At 67.3% G+C, this 24,527-nt stretch carries 23 protein-coding genes; 12 read left to right on the top strand and 11 right to left on the bottom strand.

The annotated features are described in order from the left end of the window. Positions 1-15: 15 nt before the first annotated feature. Together EGH23_RS10330 and EGH23_RS10335 are read right to left on the bottom strand one after the other, a co-directional pair. Complete coding sequence (locus EGH23_RS10330) at positions 16-1,269, bottom strand: carboxypeptidase regulatory-like domain-containing protein (protein ID WP_220579934.1); 1,254 nt, start codon at positions 1,267-1,269, stop codon at positions 16-18. A gap of 80 nt (positions 1,270-1,349) precedes the next feature. Next, on the bottom strand, positions 1,350-2,303 hold the full coding sequence (locus EGH23_RS10335; protein WP_220579935.1) for a PfkB family carbohydrate kinase: 954 nt from the start codon (positions 2,301-2,303) through the stop codon (positions 1,350-1,352). 262 nt (positions 2,304-2,565) lie between these two features. On the opposite strand from EGH23_RS10335, the gene EGH23_RS10340 reads away from it, so the two are divergent. Next, entirely contained in the window at positions 2,566-2,736 is a 171-nt protein-coding gene (locus tag EGH23_RS10340; protein WP_220579936.1) for a hypothetical protein, read from the top strand. Here the strand turns inward: EGH23_RS10340 and EGH23_RS27485 are convergent. The 4 genes from EGH23_RS27485 to mutL all read right to left on the bottom strand — a co-directional run bounded on the left by EGH23_RS27485 (position 2,718) and on the right by mutL (position 6,639). Further along, positions 2,718-3,089 (bottom strand): DUF7127 family protein, encoded by a 372-nt coding sequence (locus tag EGH23_RS27485; protein ID WP_483867110.1) that lies wholly within the window; start codon positions 3,087-3,089, stop codon positions 2,718-2,720. The two genes, EGH23_RS10340 and EGH23_RS27485, sit on opposite strands and share 19 nt — an antisense overlap. Positions 3,090-3,252: 163 nt before the next feature. Further along, entirely contained in the window at positions 3,253-4,047 is a 795-nt protein-coding gene (locus tag EGH23_RS10345) for a GNAT family N-acetyltransferase (protein ID WP_220579937.1), read from the bottom strand. A gap of 4 nt (positions 4,048-4,051) precedes the next feature. Continuing rightward, positions 4,052-4,438: a TFIIB-type zinc ribbon-containing protein gene (locus EGH23_RS10350; RefSeq protein ID WP_220579938.1), complete on the bottom strand. Its 387-nt coding sequence runs from the start codon at positions 4,436-4,438 to the stop codon at positions 4,052-4,054. Between the two features lie 95 nt (positions 4,439-4,533). Beyond that, positions 4,534-6,639 carry a DNA mismatch repair endonuclease MutL gene (mutL, locus tag EGH23_RS10355; RefSeq protein WP_220579939.1) on the bottom strand — a complete coding sequence of 702 codons (2,106 nt, stop codon included), beginning with the start codon at positions 6,637-6,639 and terminating at the stop codon, positions 4,534-4,536. Positions 6,640-6,771: 132 nt separating this feature from the next. Here mutL and EGH23_RS10360 point away from each other — a divergent pair, with 132 nt between their 5' ends. The 7 genes from EGH23_RS10360 to EGH23_RS10390 all read left to right on the top strand — a co-directional run bounded on the left by EGH23_RS10360 (position 6,772) and on the right by EGH23_RS10390 (position 13,005). After that, entirely contained in the window at positions 6,772-6,957 is a 186-nt protein-coding gene (locus EGH23_RS10360) for a hypothetical protein (protein WP_220579940.1), read from the top strand. A gap of 102 nt (positions 6,958-7,059) precedes the next feature. Then, on the top strand, positions 7,060-8,316 hold the full coding sequence (locus tag EGH23_RS10365) for an HAD family hydrolase (RefSeq protein WP_220579941.1): 1,257 nt from the start codon (positions 7,060-7,062) through the stop codon (positions 8,314-8,316). A 90-nt stretch (positions 8,317-8,406) separates the two neighbouring features. After that, positions 8,407-8,913, top strand: coding sequence for a hypothetical protein (locus tag EGH23_RS10370; protein WP_220579942.1), 507 nt, complete (start codon positions 8,407-8,409; stop codon positions 8,911-8,913). Positions 8,914-9,323: 410 nt separating this feature from the next. Further along, the gene (locus EGH23_RS10375) at positions 9,324-11,582 is read left to right on the top strand and encodes a hypothetical protein (protein WP_220579943.1); all 2,259 of its coding nucleotides are present in this window, start codon (positions 9,324-9,326) and stop codon (positions 11,580-11,582) included. A gap of 91 nt (positions 11,583-11,673) precedes the next feature. Beyond that, positions 11,674-12,174 (top strand): DUF7992 family protein, encoded by a 501-nt coding sequence (locus EGH23_RS10380; RefSeq protein WP_220579944.1) that lies wholly within the window; start codon positions 11,674-11,676, stop codon positions 12,172-12,174. 103 nt (positions 12,175-12,277) lie between these two features. After that, positions 12,278-12,676 carry a DUF7344 domain-containing protein gene (locus tag EGH23_RS10385; protein WP_220579945.1) on the top strand — a complete coding sequence of 133 codons (399 nt, stop codon included), beginning with the start codon at positions 12,278-12,280 and terminating at the stop codon, positions 12,674-12,676. 38 nt (positions 12,677-12,714) lie between these two features. Then, positions 12,715-13,005 carry an SUI1 family translation initiation factor gene (locus EGH23_RS10390; protein ID WP_162317161.1) on the top strand — a complete coding sequence of 97 codons (291 nt, stop codon included), beginning with the start codon at positions 12,715-12,717 and terminating at the stop codon, positions 13,003-13,005. A gap of 217 nt (positions 13,006-13,222) precedes the next feature. On the opposite strand, the gene EGH23_RS10395 is transcribed toward EGH23_RS10390, so the two are convergent. Together EGH23_RS10395 and mutS are read right to left on the bottom strand one after the other, a co-directional pair. Further along, complete coding sequence (locus EGH23_RS10395; RefSeq protein WP_220579946.1) at positions 13,223-14,410, bottom strand: orc1/cdc6 family replication initiation protein; 1,188 nt, start codon at positions 14,408-14,410, stop codon at positions 13,223-13,225. A gap of 481 nt (positions 14,411-14,891) precedes the next feature. Beyond that, entirely contained in the window at positions 14,892-17,588 is a 2,697-nt protein-coding gene (mutS, locus tag EGH23_RS10400; protein WP_220579947.1) for a DNA mismatch repair protein MutS, read from the bottom strand. Positions 17,589-17,729: 141 nt separating this feature from the next. On the opposite strand from mutS, the gene EGH23_RS10405 reads away from it, so the two are divergent. Together EGH23_RS10405 and EGH23_RS10410 are read left to right on the top strand one after the other, a co-directional pair. Continuing rightward, positions 17,730-19,871, top strand: coding sequence for a peptidase (locus tag EGH23_RS10405; protein WP_220579948.1), 2,142 nt, complete (start codon positions 17,730-17,732; stop codon positions 19,869-19,871). A 77-nt stretch (positions 19,872-19,948) separates the two neighbouring features. Beyond that, the gene (locus EGH23_RS10410; protein ID WP_220579949.1) at positions 19,949-20,971 is read left to right on the top strand and encodes an AIR synthase family protein; all 1,023 of its coding nucleotides are present in this window, start codon (positions 19,949-19,951) and stop codon (positions 20,969-20,971) included. A gap of 1 nt (position 20,972) precedes the next feature. On the opposite strand, the gene EGH23_RS10415 is transcribed toward EGH23_RS10410, so the two are convergent. Next, a complete protein-coding gene (locus EGH23_RS10415; RefSeq protein ID WP_164509624.1) occupies positions 20,973-21,137 on the bottom strand; it encodes a DUF7331 family protein in 165 nt (54 codons plus the stop codon). A gap of 178 nt (positions 21,138-21,315) precedes the next feature. Between EGH23_RS10415 and thiD the strand changes: the two genes are divergently transcribed. Next, positions 21,316-22,668: a bifunctional hydroxymethylpyrimidine kinase/phosphomethylpyrimidine kinase gene (gene thiD, locus EGH23_RS10420; protein WP_220579950.1), complete on the top strand. Its 1,353-nt coding sequence runs from the start codon at positions 21,316-21,318 to the stop codon at positions 22,666-22,668. 30 nt (positions 22,669-22,698) lie between these two features. On the opposite strand, the gene EGH23_RS10425 is transcribed toward thiD, so the two are convergent. Further along, entirely contained in the window at positions 22,699-22,944 is a 246-nt protein-coding gene (locus EGH23_RS10425; RefSeq protein WP_236044761.1) for a PRC-barrel domain containing protein, read from the bottom strand. Positions 22,945-23,071: 127 nt separating this feature from the next. Further along, positions 23,072-23,527, bottom strand: coding sequence for a ferritin-like domain-containing protein (locus EGH23_RS10430; RefSeq protein WP_220579952.1), 456 nt, complete (start codon positions 23,525-23,527; stop codon positions 23,072-23,074). Positions 23,528-23,713: 186 nt separating this feature from the next. Between EGH23_RS10430 and EGH23_RS10435 the strand changes: the two genes are divergently transcribed. Further along, positions 23,714-24,448 (top strand): hypothetical protein, encoded by a 735-nt coding sequence (locus EGH23_RS10435; protein WP_220579953.1) that lies wholly within the window; start codon positions 23,714-23,716, stop codon positions 24,446-24,448. The last annotated feature ends 79 nt before the right edge of the window (positions 24,449-24,527 follow it).

A 24,527-nucleotide genomic window follows, 5' to 3' on the forward strand; every position in this document is an offset into this window, starting at 1 on the left:
CTGAAAAGCGTCCCGCTACCGACGCCGGAGCGCGAACACGGCGAAGAGTGCGAACGCTATCAAGACCGTCACGGCGGTGAATCCGGGGCCGTCGCCGCCGGTCGTCTGCGTATCGGTGGCTGCCGGCGTCTCCGTCGCCGTCGCCGTGGGCGAGGACGTCGCGGTCGCGGTGTCGGTATCGGCCGCGGCCGCCTCGACGCCCTCGACGGTGGCCGTCGCCGAGCGGTCGCCTTCCTCGACGGTGAACGTCACGTTCCCGACCGAGGAGACGGGCGCGACGACCGCGCCGGAGGAATCGGTCGTCCCGACTTCCTCGCCGTTCTGTCCGACGGTGGCGTTCGGAACGGGGGAGCCGTACTCGTCGGTCACCCGGAGCCGGACCGTCTCGCCGACGACGACGCGCCGGTTGTCGGGCGTGAGAGAGAGCGCCGGCGTCCGCTGAATTGCGATCTCGGCCGACGCGTCGGACTCGCCGAAGCGGAGGCGCTGCTCTACGGTCTCGTAGCCGTCTTTCGTCACCGTGAGGTCGTACCGGTCGTTGACCGGCAGGCTGATGGTCGCCTGCCCGTTCGACAGCGTCTGGACAGTGTTGCCGACCGACGGCACCCGGACCGTCGCGTTCTGGACGGCCCGCGGGTCCTCGAAGTGGTCGTCGGTGACCGTCACGGTCAGGAGCGCCGACCCCTGCTCGATCGCGCTACGCGCCTGCGTCTCGTCAGTGACCTGTATCCGGGTTCGGTTCCAGTAGTAGCCCTCCTTGCCGACGGTGAGGCGGTACTCGCCGGCCTCGACCGCCGGCGTGGTGACGGTGCCGTCGGAGTCGGTCCGCTGGTCGGTGACGAACTCGCCGTCCCGGTAGAGGAGGACGCGCGCGTTCGAGACCCGGTCCCCGTCGCCGCCGACCACGGTGACCGACGCCGTCGCGATCTCCGAGACGGGGACCTCGACGCTTCGGGACGAGGCGTCTGTCACGCGAAACGGCCGGTTACGGACGTACTCGTCGCCGTTGACTCGAATCGTCACGTTCGCCCCCGCCGGGACGTCGACGAGGGCCTGGCCGTTGGCCCGCGTCGTCTCGTTGACCGGGCCGCCGTCGCCGCCGTCCCACGTCGCCGAGATGGGAACGTCGCTGACCGCGTCGCCGTTCTGGTCGACGACGGAGACGGTCAGCGTCACCCGGTCTTCTTGTGCGATGGCGCTTCCGGGGACGGCGGCCATACCCACGAGAGCCACGATACAGAGGACGAACGCCGACCGAGAGGGAGCCATAGTGAAACAGTAACGTGGGCGAACCTTAACAGTATGGTCAGCTTACACGCGATAACAGACGCTATAAGCGGGAAGTCGCGTCAGCGGCCGCGGCCGTCGCGGTCGGCGACGAGGCGTTCGACCTCGTCGGCTTCGACGGGCGTGAGCGGACCCGGCATCGTCCGGGCCAGCGCCGCGGCGGCCGCGCCGTGGGCCAGCGCCTCGTCGGTCGGCGCGCCGGCGACGAGGCGTTGGAGGACCGCCCCGACCAGCGTGGCGTGCTGGCCGGAGTGGTCGGTCGCGTCCGCCGCGTCGGTCTCGAAGGCGTCCTGCTCGTGGACGACGCTGTCGTGGTAGCCGACGACGCCGTGCTCGCTCCGGGTGAGGACGACCCGCGAGAAGTCGTACTCCGCGGCGATGGTGTGGACCAGTTCTCGGGGCGACCCCGTCCGGTCGAAGACAGCCTTGGCCTGCCCCTCGCTGGCGAAGAGGAGGTCCACCGCGCCGAAGAGGTCTTCCAGCGTGTCGTGTGCGTCCTCGGCGCTCCAGAGACCGGGGTGGAAATCGAGGTCCAGCGCTCGTATCCCCGGCGACGCGCGGAGCAGCGCGCCGGTCGTCTCCGCCGCCGTCTCCGAGAGGGCCGCTGTCGACCCCGCCGTAAAAACCACGTCGGCCCCCTGGATGCGTTCCATCGGGAGTTCGCCGGGCGTGAGCGTCGCCATCGCGGTGTCGGCGCGGTCCTGTAACAGTCGGTCCTCGCGGGGGGCGGCCGCGTCCTCGTAGAAGGTCAGGCCCTGCCGGCCGACCTCGGGGTCGGCCCAGACCACGTCGGTCTCCAGCCCGTGCTCGTGCAGTTCCGCGACGACTCGACGGCCGAGCGGCGTGTCCGGCAGTTTCGAGAGCCAGACCGCGTCGCCGCCGAGCCTGCTCGCCACCGCCCCGACGGTGCTCGCCGCGCCGTCGGCCCGCATCCCGACCTCGCGGGCCGTCTCGAATCGCCGTCCGTCCGGCGGGGAGAGCCGAAGCGCCGTCTCACCCAGTGTCACCAGTCCCATACCCGGCCATCGGGAGACTACGGTTTAGTTCAACCGGTGGTTTCGACTGTACGTATCGGATGCGGACACGGATGGAATTAGCCGACGGGATAAACAGCTCGCATCGAGCTCTGTCAGAGCGGCTTCGCCGGGGATGTACGCGCTCATCGGAGACACGTCGTATTAAATTTCGACGGGCTAACTGAATAGTTGAATATCGTCTGTCTTGGGAAAGCTACCGGGCGGCCTGTCATATTAGTGGCTCCAGAGACAACCTAGGCATATGTCGCAAGAGTCCCTCTCCGAATGCCCGTTCTGTGAATTCGAACCAGATGTCCCGGACGAGGACGTGAAAACTGCGCCCGAGCAGGCCACACATCGCGTCCACAGGCACGTCGAGAACGAACATCCGGACCGAACCGACGAACTGTCGACCTATACGAGCCCCGAGTAAACAGCCTCGGGGTCACCTGATTCGAGATAGCGACGTTTCCCGCCAACACGAGCCGGCTCCGTCGCTAGCCGTTCTCGACGGAAAGAGACTGCTACCGACAGTAGCCGTTTCCCTGAACGAAAATCGAGCCCGCTGCCGCGTATCGGCGGAGCGAAATAACTCTCCTCGGTTTCGGGCGACGGCGGAGCTACCCTTCGACGGTGACACCCCATTTCTGGTCGTGAGCTCGGTAGTATCGTCGGGCAGTTCGAACTCAAAGTCCCGCCAACGACGCCGACGGAGATCTCGTCGGCCGTGGGGCCAAAGTCCGCCAGTACGGTGGTCGTGTCGTCGTACTCGTATTCCCGAATAATGGCTTTCCGCTAGCCGACGTCTTGTAGCCGTTCGGGTATCTTCAGACGGGTTGTTTAAAGAAGAACACAATACGTTCCCTGCCAGCATGTGCAGCCGTCTGTAGCGGCTGCGGGCGCTACGCCTCCGTTCTCGACGAGCGGTCAGAGGGGCGAGTAGAGTGGTTCACAGATACGCGCCGTCGTAGTCGTCGTCCGGCTTCCGAGTGTTCCCACAGTCACCACAGCGAACCCGTTCCATGTTATCCATGGCCACGTCCGCCGACCCGCAGTTCAGGCAGTAGTAGCCGTACTGCTCCGAGCGGTCAGCGTCGGAGAACGTTTCCACGAACCAGCCCTCCGTTCCCTGGAACGGATCCTCTCCGAGATACAGTTCAGTACCATCCGTCGCCGTTGTCGTCTCGGGGATCTCGGGTGGTTGGTCGGCGTCCGACGCGTCCGACCCGGAGTCGTTTTGTTCGGCCACCTCGCCCGGCTGTTCGGCGAACACGTACTCGACGGATTCCCGGCCGCCGATGTCGGTCGTTCGTTCGGCGACCTGCTCGAAGCCGAAGCGCTCGAAGAACGTCCCGGCGGACGTGTTCGCCGCGAGCGTGACTGCGCGGGGCTCCTCGATGCCCTCGTCTGCGAGTTCTGACTGAATGCGCTCGAATAGTGCGGTTCCGACGCCAGCACCCCGTCGTTCGGGGTCGACGTGGAGCCGACGAATTTCGCCCTCGCCGTCTTCGAGCTCGGCTTCGACGACGCCGGCCGCGACACCGTCGAGTTCGGCGAGCACGACGATCGTCTCGGATGCCTCGATTCGATCCCGGACGGGATCGGCGTCGAACACGGCCTCAGTGATCGTCTCGATGTCCTGCGGACTGAGGGCGTACGACGCCGTCATCGAACTCTCGACGAGTTCTTCGATCCGCTCGGCGTCGTCGGGCTCCGCGGGACGGAGCGTCGGCTCGGGGCTCATCCGATCAGTCCTCCCGTTGTTTGTGGACGGCATCTGACCCACAGGCCGGGCATTCGGTCGGCAACCCGTCGTCGAGTTCGTCCATCTCGCCGCAGTTCTCACAGCGCCACATGATGTACCCCTCCCCGAACTCGCCGCCGGGGTTGTTCTCCTGTTCGGATTTGTGAAGGCTCTCCTCGTTAGTCGTCGCTGCTTGATCACGCTCGTCGTCCGGCGAGGCGAGCGTCGCATACCCGTCTTCGTCGACGTCTTCGATCTCGGCTTGCATCGAGACCTCGAAGCCTCTGCTTGTCATATCTGTGATGACTCCGAGTTCGTTACCATCCGGGTCGTACACCATCAGTCCGGCTTCGATAGAGGTGGATGTTTCCGACGGACTGTCTTCGCTCATACTCCGTCTTGCAGCGCACGACTGTTTACTCTGGTGGCTGAAGCGGGGCCTTGTTAAAAAGGAAGCCAACGGGTGCGAGCTAAGTAGTAGCTCAGTCAGTCCCTGCGCCCGGCGTGACCCGGGTAGTCCCGTTCGAACCGGTCTTCGAGTTCCCCGTGAGATATCTCGATGACCGTCGGTCGCCCGTGCGGGCAGGCGTAGGGGTTCTCGCAGTCGTCGAGCGCCGACAGGAGGTCCCGCACCGACCCCTCGGTGAGCGACGTGTTGCCGGTGACCGACGGATAACAGGCGAGGTCGCCGAGCAGTTCGTCGGCGGCCGCCTCCACCGTCGTCGCGGCCGACCCCTCGCCGCTGACGAACGCGCCCAGCACGTCTCGAACGATGTCGGGATCGGCGGCGTCGGCGATGACGCCGGGGAGCGTCCGGACCGCGACGGTACGCTTACCGGTGCGAGCGGTGTGAAAGCCCAGACTCGCCAGCGCGTCGCTCCGCTCCTCGAACACCGCCGCCTCGCGGGCCGTGAGTTCGAGTTCGACCGGGTCCGCGAGCGCCTGCGTCGTCGTCTCGCCGGCGAACTGCGCCTGCAACCGCTCGTAGTTCACCCGCTCGTCGGCCGCGTGCTGGTCGATCAGCACCAGTCCGTCGTCGGTCTCGGCGACCACGTACGTCTCGTGGAGTTGGCCGAGGATGCGCATCGACGGCAGGGAGTCGTGCGTCGTCTCCGGGCCGTCGCCGAGCCGGGCCTGCTCGTGGCCGCCCGAGAACTTCCGGTCGGGCGACGGCTGGTCGGTCGGCCCCGAATTACCGCCGGTCCGCGCGGCCGACCCGTCGGCGGCGTCACTGGCGGACTCGTCGGCGGCGTCACCGGCCGTCCCGATGGGCGTCGAATCGGCAGCCGAACCGGTCGAAACGGAGTCGGCCGGGGACGAAGCCGACGGCGTGTCGGCCCGCTGGTCAGCCGTTCCGGTGGCCGACGGAGCTGTTTCGTCGGCGGTCGAAACCGTCTCGTCGGCCCGGACCGAGTCGGCGTCGCCCGCGGTTCGATTCGACGCGGTAGCGTCGGCGGACTCGCTATCTGCGGGGTCTGCGGTCTCGCTCCCGACCTCGTTCGCCGCCCCTTCGTCACCCGACCGCTCGGGCGAGATCTCGGTCTGTTCGGGCTGTGACCGGCCGCGGGGGGCCGACGATCGAAGCAGCCCTTCTTCGAGAAGGGCGTCCTCGACGGCGGTTCGGACCTGCTCGCGGACCCCCTCGTCGTCGGCGAAGCGGACCTCCATCTTCCGGGGGTGGACGTTCACGTCCACGTCGCCGGCGGGCACGTCCAGGAAGAGGACGGCGAAGGGGTAGCGGTCGGGCGCTATCTGCGTGCCGTAAGCGTCGACGACGGCGTCGTGGGCCGTCTTCGCTCTGACGTAGCGGCCGTTGACGTACGTCGAGAGGTACTCCCGGCCGGCGCGGGTGGTCTCCGGGTGCGAGACGAGCCCCGAGACGCCCTCTAGGGGACCGGCGGGGAGGTCGGCGTCTTCTACAGCAATCATGGACTGGGCGACCTCGCGGCCGTAGACCGACATGACCGTCTCCCGCAGGTCGCCCTGTCCGGTCGTGGCGAACGTCTCGCGGCCGCCGTGGGAGAGCGAGACGGCCACGTTCGGGTTCGCCAGCGCGTAGCTCGTCACGATGGTGTTGACGTGCGCGAACTCCGTCGAGGCCTGCTTGAGGTACTTCCGGCGGGCGGGGACGTTGTAGAAGAGGTCCTCGACCTCGATGGTCGTTCCCTCCGGACAGCCGGCGGGACCGACCGACGTGACCTCGCCGCCCTCGACGACGAGCTCCGTGCCGACGTCTCCTCCGCGCGGGCGGGTCGTGATCGTCAGGCGCGAGACGGCCCCGATGGCGTGGAGCGCCTCGCCGCGGAAACCGAGCGTGCCGACGCCTCCCTCCAAGTCCGCGATGTCGCGGATCTTCGAGGTAGTGTGTTGCTCGACGGCGCGCTCGACGGCCTCGCGGTCCATGCCGACGCCGTCGTCGGCGACGCGGATGCCCTCGCTGCCGCCGCGTTCAACCGTCACGTCCACCCGGTTCGCGTCGGCGTCGACGGCGTTCTCAACCAGTTCCTTCACCACCGAGGCCGGCCGCTCGACCACCTCGCCGGCCGCGATGCGTTCGACGGTTCGCTCGTCGAGTCGCCGGATGTCCGTCATGGCGTCCCCCGCATAATCGTTGCTCTGCGATAACGGGCGCGGCGACTTGAGACTGTCTGCTGTCGAGGCGTCTATCGGAGTATGAAAATAGTTAACACGCCACAGTACCGACGTTCGATAGGTGAGACTCCCATGTGTCACCACAGAGGCTACACCCCGGAGTGGCGGAGAGAGCGCACCGAGACGACAGCGGACGAGAGAGCGGAGGAAGCGGACGACGCCGACGAACTGCCGTCGTTCCTCAACGAGGAAGCGACCGAGGACGCGGAGGTGCTGACCGACGGCGGCGAGGGCGATGCTGCGGACGCCGACGACTGAAGACGGTGACGACCGCGACGGCTCGCCGTGACCACCCCGTCTTTTCGCCGGTGTACCGCACAGTGAAGTGCGCTCGCGGCGAGACGACTACCAACCCGACAGATGGAACAGTACGACCAGCTCTATCGACTGTACGAGACCGCGGACACGGAGACGCTGCGGGCCTACCAGGAGTTCGTCGACCTCTTCCCGCCGCTTCGGACCCGCGTCGCGCTGGACCGCTGGGAGCGCGTCCGCGAGGAACTCGACGAGCAGAAGGCCGTCATCGCCGAGGAGTTTCCGGTGACGGGCGAGACGTACGCCGAGATCGCCGCGCGGTTGACGCGCGAGGAGGCCTTCACGGCGCTGGACCTCTACGCGAAGTACGGCCGCTCTGTGAACGTCCTCGTCCTGGACGTCGACGAGACGCTCCGGTCGGCCGGCGACACCGACAACGAGATCCCACGCGAGACGCTGTATCTGCTCACGGAGTTCCACGAGCGGGGCGTGCCGATCGTGGTCTGTACCGGCCAGACGCTGGAGAACGTCAAGGGGTTCCTGATCCAGGGATTAGGCAACGAGGTCGTCTCCTCCGGGTCGGTCAGCATCGTCTACGAGTCCGGCAACGGCGTCTTCACGCCGAAACACGGCTCCGAGACCAAGCGGTTGCTGTACGAAGACCTCGATTCGGCCGTCGTGGACGTGTTCGACGCCGTGCGGGGCCGCGTGCTCTCGGAGGCCCCCGACAGCGTCCGCCACGGCTGTCACCTCCAGGGCAACGAGTTCAACGTCACGCTCAAGCCCAACGCCGAGGTCGGCAGCGAGCCGGCCGTCGAGATCATCGACGAGGCGCTCGGCTACCTCTGTGGCTTAGTCGGCGAAGTGGTCGTCGAGGCCGTCGACGCGTCCGTCGATGACCCCGCCGCGCTCGCCCGGACCTACTTCGCTCGGGACCCGGAGATAGCGGCCGTCCTCGGCGCTGCCGGTCTCTCGACGGACGCCGACACCGACGACGCTCCCGCGGCCGTCCTCGACGTCTTCGAGCGCATCGACATCGGCTACTACGAGGGCGACGCCGCCGAACTCGTCAGCCTGGAACTCGACAAGTCCGCGGGCGTCGAACGGGCCTTCGAGGTGCTCGACATCGACGACCCGTTCGCGCTGGTGATGGGCGACAGCAAGAGCGACCTCCGCGTTATGGAGTGGGTCGCCGAGAACGACGCCGGCGTCGCCGCCGCGCCGGACCACGCCTCGACGGCCGTCCTGGACCACGTTCGGAACCGCGACGACCTCGTCTACGAGGCCGGAGAGGCCAGTTCGATCCTGAACGTCGTCTACGGGCTGGCGCTGCTCGCGGAGCTGGGCGACCGCCGCTCCTGACTCGGTGAGACCGCGGTTCGTCACCAGATTTCAGCTTCGTGCGACGCGTCACCACGCAACAGTTAGACGGCTCCGCGCCGAACGCCACCTATGGCGCTCGAACAGGTCTTCCAACAGGTCCCGGATCCGCGCTCGCACACGTTCCCGGAGTACTCGCTCGGACAAGGTGACCCGGTGCGACCCATCGCGGTCACCGCCGACGAACTGACGGCGCTGCTCGACCTCTACGAGCGGTTCGCCGCCGTCGATCCGAGCGGCTTCGACAGCAACCCGTTCCTCCGGGCGACGAGCGACTTCCTGAACCAGACCTTCGGGACGACGCTCAAGCGACCGGACGAACAGTTACACGACGACATCGCGGCGATGCTCAACGACTTCTCGGACGACCTCGGCGGCCGCTCGCCCGGCGTGGTCGACGCGACGCCCGCCCACCATCGGACGCTCTACTTCTTCCTGACCAGTTGCAAGGCCTACCACCTCGCACCCCATATCCGCTTTTCGCCGGGCGAAGCGGCCGTCCAGACGCTGTACGACGTCTACGAGCGAGTCAGCGAACAGGAGTTCTACCTGAAGCGACCCGAGACGGTGCTGGAGTGAGCGGACGGGACAGTTATCGACTCCGTCGGACGCGCCGATATGGGCCACTCCCCGACTGTGACGCGACGCTCGGCAGCGGCGTCGTTAGTGCGAAAGCGGACGGCGGCGCGGTGTGAACGGGCATTCACAACGACTGCTGTCGTGACAGCTGAAGCGGGTCTACACACCGATTGCACTGCTGTCGTGCAATCGGGTGTGCATTGCCTTTCAATGGCTCCCGTAGCGATCGGTCCCATCGGGGTCCGCGCCGCCAATATTTCGAATGGCTTGTAGAAGAGACACCCCCTCACTGCGCTTCACTCCTGTGGCGTCTCGGCGATGCGAGAGTCCACGGATATCGTTCTGCACGATGTTCTTCCAATAGGTCGGCCAAAACCACTACGACTAGACCTACTCTACGGGAGTCCTGAATGGATAATCACGATAGTTTCGACAGCCCGGGCCGGTCCACCTCACGAGGTCACCTCTCGCGTCGCCGACTTCTCCAGACAGCCGTCGCCGGGGGGGTGCTCGGCGTCTCGGGGGCACTGACCGAGCCAGCCGTAGCGAACACTCAGACGGGCCCGAAACCGGGACCAGATGTCCTCTACGAGTCGCCTGCGACGGCCCCGCAGTTCGAGAACGGTCCACCTTGGCGTGCCGAGCCACTGCTCGTCGCGGGGACGGAGGGATACTCCGCAGGCGAGTACCTGTATCAAGACTACGTCTACGACGACTACGGAGCGAATACGACCGATACGGCCGCGCCGCCACAACCTGCACCGAACGATGCGTCGGCGTACGGGGAGAACGGAGTGATGTCGGGTGACGTCGTCTACCCGACGGACGCCGAGACGTACCGCCACAACTCGGCCGACCTCCTCGAGTTTCGTGCGACGACGAAGGGCGACAGTCTCAGGTACCGCGTGACGCTCAACACGATGACCGAGTCGGGACTCGCCGCCGCGGCAATCGGTATCGATACCGGCGGGGCGACGGGGGGAAACGAGTGGGGCTACGGCCTCGGCACGCTCGGTGACCTGTCGCTCGACCACGTCGTCGTGACGTGGGGTGACGGCGCAGAGCTCGACGGCGAGCCGGTCGACTCGCGGGCCGATCTCGCTCGGAACCAGATCGACGTCACAGTCCCGCTCTCGCCGGGGGAAGAGACGTGGCGTCACTACCTCGTCGTCGGCCTGTTCGACCCGGAGACGAAGTCGTTCGTCCCCGTCCAAGAACTCCCGGACGAGACACACCCCGGCGGGGCGCACGCGTCGTCACCACCGCCGGTGTTCAACGTCGGCTTCCGATTCGACGAACCCGCCGGCGCACCCAATGTTGACCGCGAAACTGGCGAAACACAACTCGAAGAGGCGACGGAAACCGAATCCCGCGGTATCGGCTACGGCCACTGGCGTGACCACGCACAGGCGACGGCACTCGCCGCCCGGGACATCAGCGAGTTCCACGCCGACATCGACTTCGCCAAGGTGCGGACGAAGGTTGAGGACCGTCGGCTCCCCGAGACGGGCTTCCAGACGCGTCTGTACGCGTCGCATTACGACCTCGGGACGGGAGTCGACGCAGAGAACGATGTGCTTCGGGGCCGAGTCCAACAGTACGGGTTGTACGTCCCCGAGAGCTACGACCCGGAGACGCCGGTTCCGATGCACCTGCATCTCCACTCTCTCGGGTCGACGTACAGCGAGTACCCGACCCTCAGCCCGAACCTCCTCCGACAACTCGGTGAACAGCGCGATGCGCTCGTCCTCACCCCGCACGGGCGGGGACCTGCGGGGTGGTACCTCGACGAGGCCGAACTCGACGTTTTCGAGGCGTGGGGCGACGTTCGCTCGCGGTTCGCCGTCGACTCCGACCACGTGACGCTCGGCGGGTACTCGATGGGGGCGTTCGGGACGTTCCGGCTCGGCGGACAGTATCCGGACCTGTTCGCGCGTGCGTTCGCCGTCTCCGGTGGCGCGTTCGAAGCCGAGACGTACGAGGGAAGCACGACACGGTACCTCGATGGCTTCCGCAACCTCCCCGTTCGAATGTGGAACGGAGGGGCCGACAAGCTCGTTCCGGCACCGGTTTTCACGGCGACGGAGGAACGACTGAGAGAACTCGGCTACCGTCACGAACTCGACGTGTTCCCCGAGTACGACCACTTCACCTTCGCCTTCCGCGACGAGTGGGGTCCAGCCCGCGACTTCCTCGGTGACGCGACGGTGCCGAGACACCCCTGGCGCGTGGTGTACCCACTGGTTCCTGAGTACGACGCCGAAGAGTTCGGGCTCGTTCACGATGGAGCCTACTGGGTGTCGGATGCGACTGTCGCCGCCGGCGCGGAATCTGGCCGCGTCGACGCTCGGTCCCGTGCGTTCGGTGAGGGCCCACCAATCGAAGCGGACTACGAGCGCGACGGCACCGAGCCGACGCCGCACGTCAAGCGCGGCACCGCGTGGAAGGAGCCGATTACGAACCCGCCAGCCGAGAATGCGCTCGAGCTGACCTTGGAGGGAGTCTCCCACGTGACGGTGTGGGTCGAAGATGCCGGGCTGGACCCCACAGAGGCGATTCGCGTGCGTGTCGATTCGACCCACCCAGTCGAGGTTACATTGGCGACGTCTAACGACCGAACACCCCTCTCCTTCGAGGCGGGCGAGTCAGAGAGACAGGTCACACTCTGACCGTCGCGTTGTTGGGTGGCTCTTCGCGTGGTGGGCGTCCGTGGACGCGACAGCCACGACACATATCAGCGTGGACGGCGAACGACGGGGTATGCCACTCGACGTGCCGGTTCCGGACCCGCCGTCGCTGCGCGGGCCACAGCCACGGGGCGAGTACGAGGCCATCGACAACCCGGTCGAGGACCCCGAGGACGACTATCGGAGGGAGGAGATCGAGGGGTTCCTCGAGTCGGGCGCGTGGGCCGACGCCTTCGAGGAGTGGACGACACAGACCAGTCTGACCGAGGAGGACTTCGCCGTCGTCACGGAGTACGACCTCGTCGAGCAGTTGGACTTCTACTGGGACCCCGGCGTGGACGAAGTGGGGTACCGGTCGCCGACGCTCCCCGAGGAAGCCGAGGACGAGGCCGACCTCGACGCCGGCGAGGCCGACGAGATCGAGATCGAGATCGACTCGCTGGGCCGCGTCGTCACGGAGATGCTCGAAAACGACTACCTCCGCCGGGAAGACGAGACGTTCGGCTTCTTCGCCGACGACGCGCCGGAGGAGACCTTCGATTACGAGGACGACGACTTAGGCGAGGGGCTGTAGGGGGCGGACAGTCGGGCACGTCTGCGCTGAAAGAGCGGGTTCCGCGGCGACTATCCGATTGTATTCGTAAGTAATAATTGGGGGTGTGGCCTCGCTTTCGACAATGGACGGCGAACGCGGACGCGAAGCGTTAGAGTCGATACTGACCGACCGGCGGCGGCGCTATCTGCTCTACTGCCTCCACCTCCACTCGACGCCGCAGTCACTGCCCAGTATCGCCGATCAGGTCACGGTCTGGGAGACCGGCGGCCCGGCGACCGAACGACTCGACGAGCGCCTCGAGATCTACATGTCGCTCTATCACGATCACCTCCCGGAACTCGTCGCAGCCGACGTCGTGACGTATCGACAGACCGAGGACGCCGTGGACTGGGACGGACGCGTCACCCCGGAACGGCTCGACTCGCGTCTCGAACGGCGGCTGTGTGAGGAGCTCGACGCGCTGCTGGATGCCGAGACCTGTACGTTCGACTGTGACGACCGCGGGGACGTAGAGCCGTGACAACGTTCTTTCGGCTTCGTCCCCTATCCGAATACACAGTGTCAGACGAAGACCCGTTCGACGATCTCGACATCCCGGAAGACCCGACTGCGGACCTCGACCGCGCGACGCAGCGGCTCACGGTCCGCACGGAGGAGCGCCGCTACGGCAAGAAGATGGTGCTCGTCGAGGGGTTCGAAGACGAGGGCGACGTCCAGGACCTCGCTTCGGACCTGAAATCCTCGCTCGGCACCGGCGGAACCGTCAAGGACGGACGCATCGAGCTCCAGGGCGACCACGCGGAGCGCGTCCGGGACCTCCTCGAATCGAAGGGGTATCAGATAGCCTGACGCAGAGCGGCAGACCCCTTCGAGAATTGCGGTACGGCAGGCGAGCCGCCGCGATTCGTAACAGCGGAACCGGTGGGGTAGAAAGTCAGTAACAGCGGAACCGGTGGGGTCGTGAAAGTGTCGCTAACGCTTGAACCGGTGGGGTCGTGAAAGTGTCGCTAACGCTTGAACCGATGGATCGCGCCACCGGCGCTACCCCCGGGGTCGGAGCGGGGGGTCAAGGCGTCGTCTCGAGGAGCTCGGATAGCCCGGTTTTCACCGACGAGATCGACTGTTCGAGTTCGTGTTCCTTGTACTTGCCGCCCCCCTTTCCGCGGTTGTACTCCGTCGACGAGATGATGCCGAGTTGATCGAGTTCGCCCAGGTAGTCGCGGACGGACCGTTCCGAGACGGGGTCCACGCCCTCCTCGATGGCGACCCGTTCGTACGCGCTGAGGATGTCCTTCGTCCGCGCGGGCGTGTCGCCCCGTTCGGCGAGCAGCGTCACTGCGTAGAGGACGAACTGGCCGTGGTTGGAGTAGTTCCGGATCCCCTCGACGACCTGGTCCGTCTGGAGGCGCTGTCGAGCGCGACGGACGTGCGATTCCGTGACGAGTTCCCCGTTGTTCTCGCGGGCCAGGTCGCCGGCCTCCAGCAGCAGGTCCAGCGCCTGCCGGGCGTCCCCGGAGTCTTTCGCGCCGTAGGCCGCGCACATCTCGACGACGCCGTCGTCCAGCACGTCGTCTCTGAACGCCACGGCCTCTCGCTGCTGGAGGACCAGTTGCAGTTCTCGGGCGTCGTACGCCGAGAAGGAGACCTCCTTCTCGCAGAGACTGGAGCGGACCTTCGAGGAGAGCTGGTTGCGGAAGTCGAGGTCGTTCGAGATCCCGATGACGCCGAGCTTGGCGTCGGTGACGTCGCCGTTGGAGCGGGCGCGCGGCAGTTTGTAGAGCAGCGAGTCGTCCCGGATGTGGTCGACCTCGTCCAAGACGATCAAGACAGTTCCGCCCACCCGATCGAGTTCGTCGAACAGGAACTGGTAGACCGACGCCTGCGGGTAGCCGGTGTTGGAGATCTGGTCGGCCGGGTCCCGGAGTTCGTTGACCAGCGCGACGGCGACCTGGTAGCTCGAGTTGAGCCCGTCGCAGTTGATCTCGATCGTGTGGAGGTTCAGTTCCGGGACCGGTTCGGCGTCGCGTTCGAGCGCCTGGAGGAGATAGCGCGTGGCGGCGGTCTTGCCGACGCCGCTCTTACCGTATAGAAAGATATTCGAGGGGCTCTCGCCGTTGATCACCGGCTGGAGCGCCGCGTGGAACCGTTCGAGTTCCTCGTCGCGGCCGACGAGCTCGTCGGGCGTCCACTCCTCTAAGAGGGCCTCTCGCCGCTCGAAGATCGCAGACGTCGGTGAGAACGTGATATCCGTCATCCACCACAGGGTGAGCGGTGTAGCGGTATTAACCTTCGGTTCCGCTGTTTCCGTTGTTACGGATGTTTTATATGTAACCGACCCCACCGCTTCCGCTGTTAGGGAGTGACAGAGCGTAGATCTCGAGAGAGAAAGGGAAAGACGGTACACACCCACCCCACCGCTTCCGCTGTTAGCGGGGGATGGGGACGACTATCGGAGAGAGGAAGACGAGATCCGTGATCGGCTCGCAGTCGGCTATGTTTCCACCCCGGATAGGTAAGTTCAAGTGGCTGCTCTAGAAACGGTATCCGCACGTCGTTCTCCACCGAACGATACCACACCCCCTCTGGGGTGGGGCTACTCGTTCCCCGCTAACAGCGGAACCAGTGGGGTGGGAGGGTGGCCCGTGACCCGGTTCTATCGCCGTCGCTCGCCTATCACCGAATCTCCGAACGGACGAGCGCGACACCGGGTCAGACCCGGCCGAGTGCGGGAGTCGTCACGCCTCGTCGAGTTCCTCTTGCCACTGTTGGACCGTCGCCATCAGTTCGACGGGCGGGGTCTCGTTGACGTCGAGGTTCTGTAGCTCTTCGAGGACCGACCGCGTCTCGGCGTCGATGGCCGCCCCGTCCGACTCGTCGGCGGCGGCCGCCTCCGGGCTCCCGTCGGTCTCGACTCGCTGTGTCTCCCCGCCGGGAGCGAACTGTCCCGACCCCAGGTCGAAGACGGCCTGCGTAGTTCCGGCGTCTCCGGCCGCGTCGCTCCCGCGGACCTCGATGGCCTTGTCTTCTCGCAGGCGGTCGAGCACCTCCCGCGAGCGGGAGACGACCGGGTCGGGAATTCCGGCTAAATCAGCTACGTGTACCCCGTAGGAACGGTTCGTCGGGCCGTCCCGGACCGTCCGCAGGAAGGTCACGTCGCCGTCGGTCTCGTCGGCGGCGACGTGGACGTTCTGGACGGTCGGCAGTTCGTCACCCAGCGCCGTCAGTTCGTGGTAATGCGTGGCAAAGAGCGTCTTCGATTCGAGCGTGTTGACGACGTACTCCGTCGCCGCCCACGCGATGGAGATGCCGTCGAACGTCGCCGTCCCGCGACCCACCTCGTCTAAGATGATCAGCGAGTCCTCCGTCGCCGAGTGGAGGATGTTCGACAGCTCCTGCATCTCGACCATGAACGTCGAGCGGCCCTGCGCGAGTTCGTCTAAGGCCCCGACGCGGGTGTAGATGCCGTCGACGAGACCGACGGTCGCCGCCCTCGCGGGGACGAAACTGCCGGTCTGAGCAAGCAGCGTGATCAGCGCCGCCTGTCGCATGTACGTCGATTTGCCGCTCATGTTCGGCCCGGTGACGACGAGGAACCGCCGGTCGCGGTCCAGGTGGAGGTCGTTGGGGACGAACTCGGTGGTCTGCTCGACGACCGGGTGCCGGCCGGCCTCGATGGTGAGTTCGTCGCCCCCGGTGACCTCGGGGCGCGTCCAGTCGTTCTCGACGGCGTGGACGGCGAAAGACGCCAGCGCGTCCACCTCGGCGAGCGCCCGGCCCACGTCCTGCAGGAGCGTCGCGCGCTCGGCGACGCGCGCTCGGAGGTCCTCGAACAGGTCGCGCTCCATCTCGTGACGGCGCTCCTCCAGCCGGAGGACGTCCCGCTCCTTCTCGTCGAGTTCGGGGATGGTGTAGCGTTTCGAGTTCTTCAGCGTCTTTATCTGCTCGTACTCGTCGGGCACGTCGCCGGTCTCGCTCTTGCCGACCTGGATGTAGTAGCCGTCGGTCTTGTTGCGGTCCACCGAGAGGTGGGTGATGCCGGTACGGTCTTTCTCCCGCTCCGGCAGCGTCTCCAGCCACGAGAGCGCCCCCTCGTGCTCGTCGATCAGCTCGTCCAGTTCGTCGTCGTACCCCCGGCAGAAGAGCCCGCCCTGCGTGACGGTGCCGGGCGGGTCCTCGACGAGCGCCGCGTCCAGTTCCGCGGCGAGCGAGGCGGCGGCCTCGCGGTCGGTCCCCGAGAGCGCGTCGGCGAGCGGCGAGTCGGCCAGCCGCTCGGTCTCGGCGACCGCGTCGGCCACCTCGGGGAGAAGCGCGAGCGTCTCCTGTGCCGCCCGCAGGTCCCGCGCGTCGGCGCTCCCCGAGGTCGCCCGCGACGCCAGCCGTTCGAGGTCGTAGGCGTCGCCGAGAGTCTCCCGAATCGCCTCGCGGGCCATCGCTTCGCGGGCCAGCGCCGCCACGGAGGACTGCCGACGCTGGAGTTCACTCCGGTCCCGGCGCGGTCGCTGGAGCCACCGCCGGAGGAGTCGCCCGCCGGCGGCGGTGACGGTGTGGTCGACGGTGTCGAACAGCGACCCCGAGCTGTCGCCCTGCATCGTCTCGGTGAGTTCGAGGTTGCGCTGGGTCGTCGCGTCCAGCGCGACGTGTTCGCGCGCGCCGTAGACCCGCAGTCGCGTGACCGCCGCGAGCGTCCCGACGCCCGTCTCCTCGACGTAGGAGAGCACCGCGCCGGCGGCGGCGATGGCGGCCTCGTCCCCCTCGATACCGACGCTCTCCAGGGTCTCCGCGCCGAACTGCTCGCGCACCCGGTGGCGGGCGCGGCCGGGTTCGAACGACTCGGTGGCGTGGAGAGTGAGCGCGGCGTCGGAGCGCTCCCGAAGCTGCTCCAGGAAGTCGTCGTCGTTCCGGAGGTCGGGACCGGGCAACACTTCGGCCGGCGCGAAGGTGTAGAGCTCCGAGAGCACCGAAGCGGGGTCGGCGTCGTCCAGTTGGGTCACCTGAAACCGGCCCGTCGTCACGTCGGCGAAGGCCAGCCCGTAGGTGTCGCCCTCGCCGCGGGACGTCTGTCGGACCAGCGCCGCGAGATACCGGGCGCTGGCGTCGCTGCTCTCCAGATGCGTGCCCGGCGTCACGACCCGCGTTATCTCGCGGGCGTGACCGTCGGCCGTCTCGTGCTGGTCCGCGACGGCGACCCGGTAGCCGCGTTCGACCAGCGCGGAGACGTACGGCGTCAGGTCGTCGACCGGGACCCCCGCCATCGGATACGACGAACCGTGCGAGGACTTCTGTGAGACTTTCAGGTCCAGTTCCTCGGCCACCCGCTCGGCGTCGTCCGCGAAAAACTCGTAGAAGTCGCCGCACTGCATCGCCAGCAAGTCGGCGTCGGTCTCCTCCTTGAGCGAGAGGAACTCCCCGACGATGCCCGTCGCCTCTGTCATAGCCCACCCTCTGTCCGTCCCCGGCGTAAGGATTGCGGGAACGGCGCGGCGGGCGACCCTGAGCGGACGGCGACCTCGGCGATAGATTACGTTCGGTACAACCGGACAGTTATATGAACCGGGGACCGTTAAGAGGTCACAATGCGCGTGGCGCAGCGAGGGTGGGCCGCGGTCGCCTGCGCTATACTGCTCGTTCTCACGTCCGTGGGGCCGGCGGCGGGGGCAGCAGACGCTACGGGACGGACGACACCGGCCGAAACGGCGGCGCTGGCCAGCCCACAGGGTCAATCGACCGTCGCCGGCGGACAGATCTTCCAAGTCGCAGACGACGACAGTATCAATCAGACCCAGACCTACTCGTTGACGCCCGAGGAGCCCGGCGAGGTAGACGTGACGCTGACCTACGAGATCCCGGACCGGGTGGTCTCACTGGAGACGGCGGTGCCCCGGAACGCGACGGTACGGGACACCGACGGGTTCAGTCGGATCAACGAGACGACGTTCGTCTGGGACGAGGAGACGGAGACGGCGACCATCGACTACCGAATCGACCCCAACGAGACGGCCCAGAGAGCCGGGATCGAGGGGTCCGAAGGACGGTACGTCGCCGCCGACGCGGGCGAGTGGGCGCTCATCAGTCGGTCGCAGACGCCGACCCGGTGGCGCTACACCGGCCGCGACCGGATGACGTTCCAACAGCAGGTGACGACGGACGGGCCGGGTGCGGCGGGCGACCAGATCGTCTACCTCGGCGAGGTAGCGACCTTCCGGCGCGAGGCCGACGGCCAGACGTTCCGGCTCGTCGTCCCCGAGCGAGCGGACCTCGCCGAGTCGCCCGAGGAGGTCCTCGACTCGCTGGCCGCGGCGTCGGACTCGCTCCGGGTCGGCGACCGCGACGAGGAGGTGTTCGTCGTCGCCGCGCCGACCGACGGCGTCGACTGGGCCGTCCGCGGGCTCGAACAGGGCGGGTCTGACATGTGGATACAGGACGACGAGCCGCTCGATACGCCCGAGAACGTCTGGCTCCACGAGTACACGCACACGAGACAGTCCTTCGAACCCGCCAAGCGGACCCGCTGGCTCACCGAGGGGACGGCGGTGTACTACGCGGCGTTCCTCTCGCTCGAACAGGACCGCATCGACTTCGACGCGTTCCGGGACGCGCTCGAAGACGGCGAGCGATCGGTCTACGACTCCGTGGTGTTGGCCCAGCCGGCCACGTGGGAGGAGAACGCGAACTACGTCAAGGGGTCGCTGGCGGCCGGTCGCATCGACGAGGAGATCCGCGTCCAGACGGCGAGCGAGGCGACGCTTCAGGGGACGATCCGAGAGCTGAACGGGATGGACCAACCGGTGACGCAGGAGGACCTGCTCACCGCCGTCGAGCGGACCGCCGGCAACGACTCGCGGGCGACGGCGGCGACGTACACCGAGACGCCCGCCGACCTGCAGATGTGGAACGAGAGCGTCCACGCCCGCGTCTTCGGTCAGTTGCCCGCCAGGATCAGCTACTCGCTGCCCGACGCCATCGAGTCGCGGGCCTACCGGGTGAGCGGCCCGTATCGGTCCGCGAACGTCACGGAGACGAGCCCGATACGGCTGGCGACCGGCGAGACGCTCACCGTCGAGGCCCTGGTGAGCAACGCCGGCGGCACCGAGGGGACCTACAACGCGACGCTCGACATCAACGGGACCGCCGTCACGACCGAGCGCGGACGCATCGAACCCGGCGAGGAGCGGGTGGTGCCGCTGTCGCACACGTTCGCGACGCCGGGTCGCTACACCGCCAGCGTCGACGGGGCCAACGTCACCGTCGTCGTCGAGCGACCGGCCCGGACGCGGGTGACGGACGTGCAGGTCAGTTCCGAGACGCTCACGCAGGGCGATTCCGTCGTCGTGACGGCGACCGTCGTCAACGACGCCGAGGTCCCGGCGACCGGCACCGTCGTCTTCACGCGGGACTATCAGGCCGTCGCCATGCGCGAGGTGTCGCTCCCACCGGAGAACGCGACGCAAGTTGCGAGCGGCGTCCCGCTTCCCGAGGCCGGCAGCGTGGTCGTCTCGGCGGGCGGCGCGGATCCGGTCCGGATAACGGTCACGCCCTCGAACGGGTCGATGACGACGCGGACGCCGACCGGAGGGACGGCGACGCCGGCGACGGGAACGGCGACGCCGAATCGGTCGGCGGAGACGACGGCGGCGGACGGTCCCGGCTTCACCGTCGTCGGCGCGCTGCTCGCGGCTCTCCTCGTCGCGTTCGCGGCCGCTCGTCGCCGGTCCTGAGTCGGCGCTCGCGACCCGGGCCCTTCCCGCTACAACCGAGGGCCACCGATTAGTACCACGGCGTAGTACGGTTCGCTATGGCAGACCTCGGCAAAGTAGACCGCGAGTTCTTCGACGAGTACATCTACCCGAACCTCGGTGCCGACCGCGAGGACGTGACGCTGGGACCGCGCCACGGCGTCGATTTCGGCGTCATCGACGTGGGCGACCGCGCGGTCGCGATGGCGACCGATCCCGTGTTCCTGATGCCGTCGCTGGGGTTCGAGCGAGCGGCGTGGTTCGCCTTCCACATCCTGCTGAGCGACGTGGCCGTCTCCGGCCTGCCGCCGACGCACCTCTCGGTCGACTTCAACCTCCCGCCCGAGATAACGAACGAGGAGTTCCGCACCGTCTGGGAGACGTTCGACGCGGAGGCCCGCGAGTTCGGCGTCTCGGTCGTCACCGGTCACACCGGGCGTTACGCCGGTTGCAACTATCCGATGGTCGGCGGCGCGACGAGCGTCTCGGTCGGGTCGTTCGACGAACTAGTTCGCCCCGACGGCGCGCGGGTCGGCGACCGCGTCGTGATAACGAAGGGACCGGCGATCGAGGCGACCGGCCTGCTCTCGATCCAGTTCGAGTCGCTCATGGAGGGGGAGTTGGACGCCGGAGCCATCGACGACGCCACCGACCGATTCTACGACATGAGCCCCGTCAGGGACGCGCTGACGGCCGCCGCGGCCGGGTCGGTGAACGCGATGCACGACGCCACCGAGTGCGGGATCTACGGCGGTCTCTACGAGATGGCCCGCGCCGCGGGCGTCGGCATCGAGCTAGAGACGGCGCGAGTACCGATGCAACCGGGCGTCCGCGAGGCCTGCGACTTCTTCGGTATCGACCCGTGGATATCCATCAGCGAGGGGACGCTGCTGGCGGCCGTCGACCCCGACGGCGTCGAGGACGTGCTGGCCGCACTCGAAGCGGAGGGGATTCCGGCAGCCGACGCCGGCGAAGTCACCGAAGAAAGCGGGTTGGTCGTCGACGGCGAGCCCACGGACCACCCCGGGGTCGACCCCTTCTGGGGGACCTTCGAGGAGTACATGGGAAAACTACGGGAGTGAGTTACGCGCTCGTTCGTTCCGACGAGGGTCCTACTTCGACGGCATAGCTGGACTGGAGCCACGCCTCCGGGTTCTGCGTGTCGTAGACGACGGTGTCGCCGCCGCCGGTGGTGAAGGTGCCGTACTGCTCGGTCGCGTCGTCGGAATCGTTCGATGCCGGTTCCATCGTACACCGGTTTCCAGTAGGTTCGAACACATAAGCGTTTCCCAGGCATGCTTAAGAGTATTATTAGCATACTAGGACAACGCCTCGATTGCCGGTTTGTTCGTCCCGCCTTCGTTTCTGCCGCGCGACGGTCTCCGAGACCAGCACCGCTTTGTGGCCGCCGGTCGACCCCTCGAACATGCCACGAGCGGACGCGCCGGTCACGCCGCCGGTCGTGCTCACCGTCGCGGGCAGCGACTCGGGCGGCGGGGCCGGGATTCAGGCCGATCTGAAGACCATCGAGGCCGGCGGGGCCTTCGGGACGAGCGCCGTCACGAGCGTCACGGCACAGAACACGACCGACGTGCGGGGCCAGCACCTCCTGCCGACCGAGGAGATCGAGGCACAGATTCGGGCCGTCCGCGAGGACTTCGAAGTAGCCGCGGTCAAGACGGGTATGCTCGCCACCAGCGAGGTCATCGATCTCGTGGTCGAGGCCGCCGCCGACCTCCCGAACCTCGTCGTCGACCCGGTGATGGTCGCCACGTCGGGCGACCGACTGCTCGCATCCGAAGCGGAGGCCGCCTACGAGCGACTGCTCGCCGAGGCGGCGCTCGTCACGCCCAACGCCGACGAGGCCGAGGTGCTGACCGACCGCGAGATTACGAGCCCCGACGACGCCGAGGCGGCGGGACGGGACATCGTCGAGATGGGGGCCGACGCGGCGCTCGTCAAGGGCGGGCACGTCCCCGGCGACGAGGTCGTCGACACGCTCGTCGCCGCCGACTCGGTGACGACGTTCCGCCACGACCGAGTCGATACCGAGGCCACGCACGGGTCGGGGTGTACGCTCTCGTCGGCCATCGCCACGCGACTGGCTCACGGCGACGACCTCACGGCTGCCGTCGGCAGCGGTATCGGACTGCTGTCGCGGGCGGTGCGGTACAACCTCGACGTGGGCGAGGGACCGGGAGCGGTCCACCACATGGTCGAGGTCCGCAACGAGGCCGCTCGTCACGAGACGAGCGAGGCGGTCGAGGGGGTCGTCTCGGCGCTCACGGAGAGCGACCTGACGACGCTGGTTCCCGGGGACGGAACGGCCGTCGCCGGCGCGACGCCCTACGCCGAGACGCCCGGCGAGGTCGCGGGCGTCGAGGGCGTGTCGACGGAGTCAGCGAGCGACGGCCACTCGAACCGCTGTGTGCGTTTCGGTGCGTCGGCGACCCTCGGAGCGCGTCTGTTGGCCGCCCGCGAACGCGATTCCGAACTCCGGTTCGCGGTCACCTGCCGAGCGAGCGAGCGCGTCGAATCGGCCCTCGAAACCCTCGACGGATCGGTCGCGACGATCGATGCCGCGGACCGTCAGGCAGGCGTGCCGGAAGACGAGGCGGTATCGCGGGACGTCTCGCGGGCGGTCGAGACGATCAACGGGTCGCCGGTCGCGCTCGTCGCTCGCGACGACGGCGTCGCCGAGGAGATCACACTTCTCGCGTCGACTGTCGAGGGGCTACTGGACCGGGCCGAGCGACTGGCCGGCGCGGTCGAGAACTGAGCAGGGTTCGAGACCCGCGAGCGACCGACGCTACATGTTCGACTTGAGTCGGACCTCGTCGTCGTCGATGCTCGCTACCTGTGAGGAGTCCAGTTTGTAATCGTCGTCGTCGACGTTCTCCCAGCCGAGCGTCGACATGATCTTGTCCGTGATCCCGGGGTCCGGGTCGACGTAGGCGTGCCCGCCCCGATACCCCGAGATGACGCCGACCTCGTCGCCCCTGTTGTTCACGACTCGCTTGCCTTCGTCCTCCTCCGAGAGGTTCGTTCGTGCCATTGCAGTAATCCATGCCCGGAGAGACGGCATTGTTATACTGGCACAACCGCGGGCCGAGCGGAGGCGAAGCGCGCCTACCGCTCGATAAGAGGACGTTACAGCGGAGAAGAACGCGTTCGCGGCCGCGTCAGTCGTTTCGATACTCTTTGCGGAAGCCCCGGAACTCCGTCCGGTGGGCTTCCTCGTCGGCGAGGATGGTAACTGCGAGGTCCTCGGTGACCGGGTCGTCGGCCTCCTCGGCGGCGTCGACGAGGTCGCGATACGTCTGGATGGCGTCGTTCTCGGCGTCCAAGACGCCCTCGATGACCGCCAGCACGTCGGTCGTGTTCTCCGGCGGTTGCAGGGAGTCCTGCCGCGCGACGAACTCCGAGGACCCCGGTATCTGGGCGTCGAGTTGCTTGAGCCGCTGGCCGAGCTGTTCCGCGTGCCCGAGTTCCTCCTGGATGTCCTCCCGGAGGCTCTGCTTTATCTCTTCGGCGCGCACGCCGTCGAGGGCGATGGCGTTGGTCTGGTAGTTCATGACCGTCTCCATCTCGTCGCCGTAGGCCTGTCGCAGCAGGTCGATGACGGTGTCGTCTGCCATACGACCGTCTTTCGTGACCGAGGCTTAAACAAACCCGGTCGTTGAAGCCCGGAACCAATCGCCTACCGGGAGATGGCGATGCGTACCGCCGCCCTTTCACGTGAGCACGCCAGAGAGCTGTCAGTAAGCCATCTGGAGCCGGAAGCGTAATCAAGCCGTTCGGTCCGATACAGTAGTATTACCGCCGTGCAGTCGAGCGACGACGACGACGTGACGGACCCCCGCCTCCGCGAGGAGTGCCTCGAACGAATCCCGGGAGCGGCGGGCGACGTCCTCCTCGTCGGCGTCGTCCACGACCACCCCGCGAGTACGTACCGAGTCAGGGCCGTTCTCGACCGCGAGACGCCGGCGACCCTCGCGCTCGAACTCCCGCCGCCGGCCGTGCCGCTGTTCGAACAGCACGCGGCCGACGAGCGGACGCCGCCGCCCTTCGGCGGCGAGATGAGCGCGGCGATACAGGCCGCGGACGCCGCCCGAGTCGTCGGCATCGACGGCCCGACGCCGACGTTTCTCCGTCATCTCGTCGGCGATCTGTACCGGGAACGAGCGTCGCTCTCGGCCGTCTGTGACACGGTGCGAGCGCTCCTCTCGGTGACGAGGGAAGTCGCGACCCGGCGAGTAGCCGCCACCGTCGCCGCACGGACTACGCTACGGATTGCCGTCGACGCGCCGACGACGTACGACGTGAGCTCGGACGACGCCCCCGACAGGCAGGCCACTGACGAGCGTGAGCGGATTCGGGCGGCGAACTCGGTACTGTCGGCGTTCGAGCCGCCGACGGCCGCCACGGTTCGTACAGCGGCGCGCGAGCGGCACATGGCCGAGCGGCTGGCGTCGCTCCGAACGGCCGGCGACGTCGTGGCCGTCGTCGGGATGGCTCATCTGGAGGGCGTACGGGAGCGCCTCGTCGACGCCGAGTGACTACCATCGGCACGAGAACAGCCGATTCACAGTCGGGCTGGGGTGTGCGCGGGTCGAACACGACCGGCCCTCTCTCTTT

The organism is Haloarcula nitratireducens (assembly GCF_019599505.1).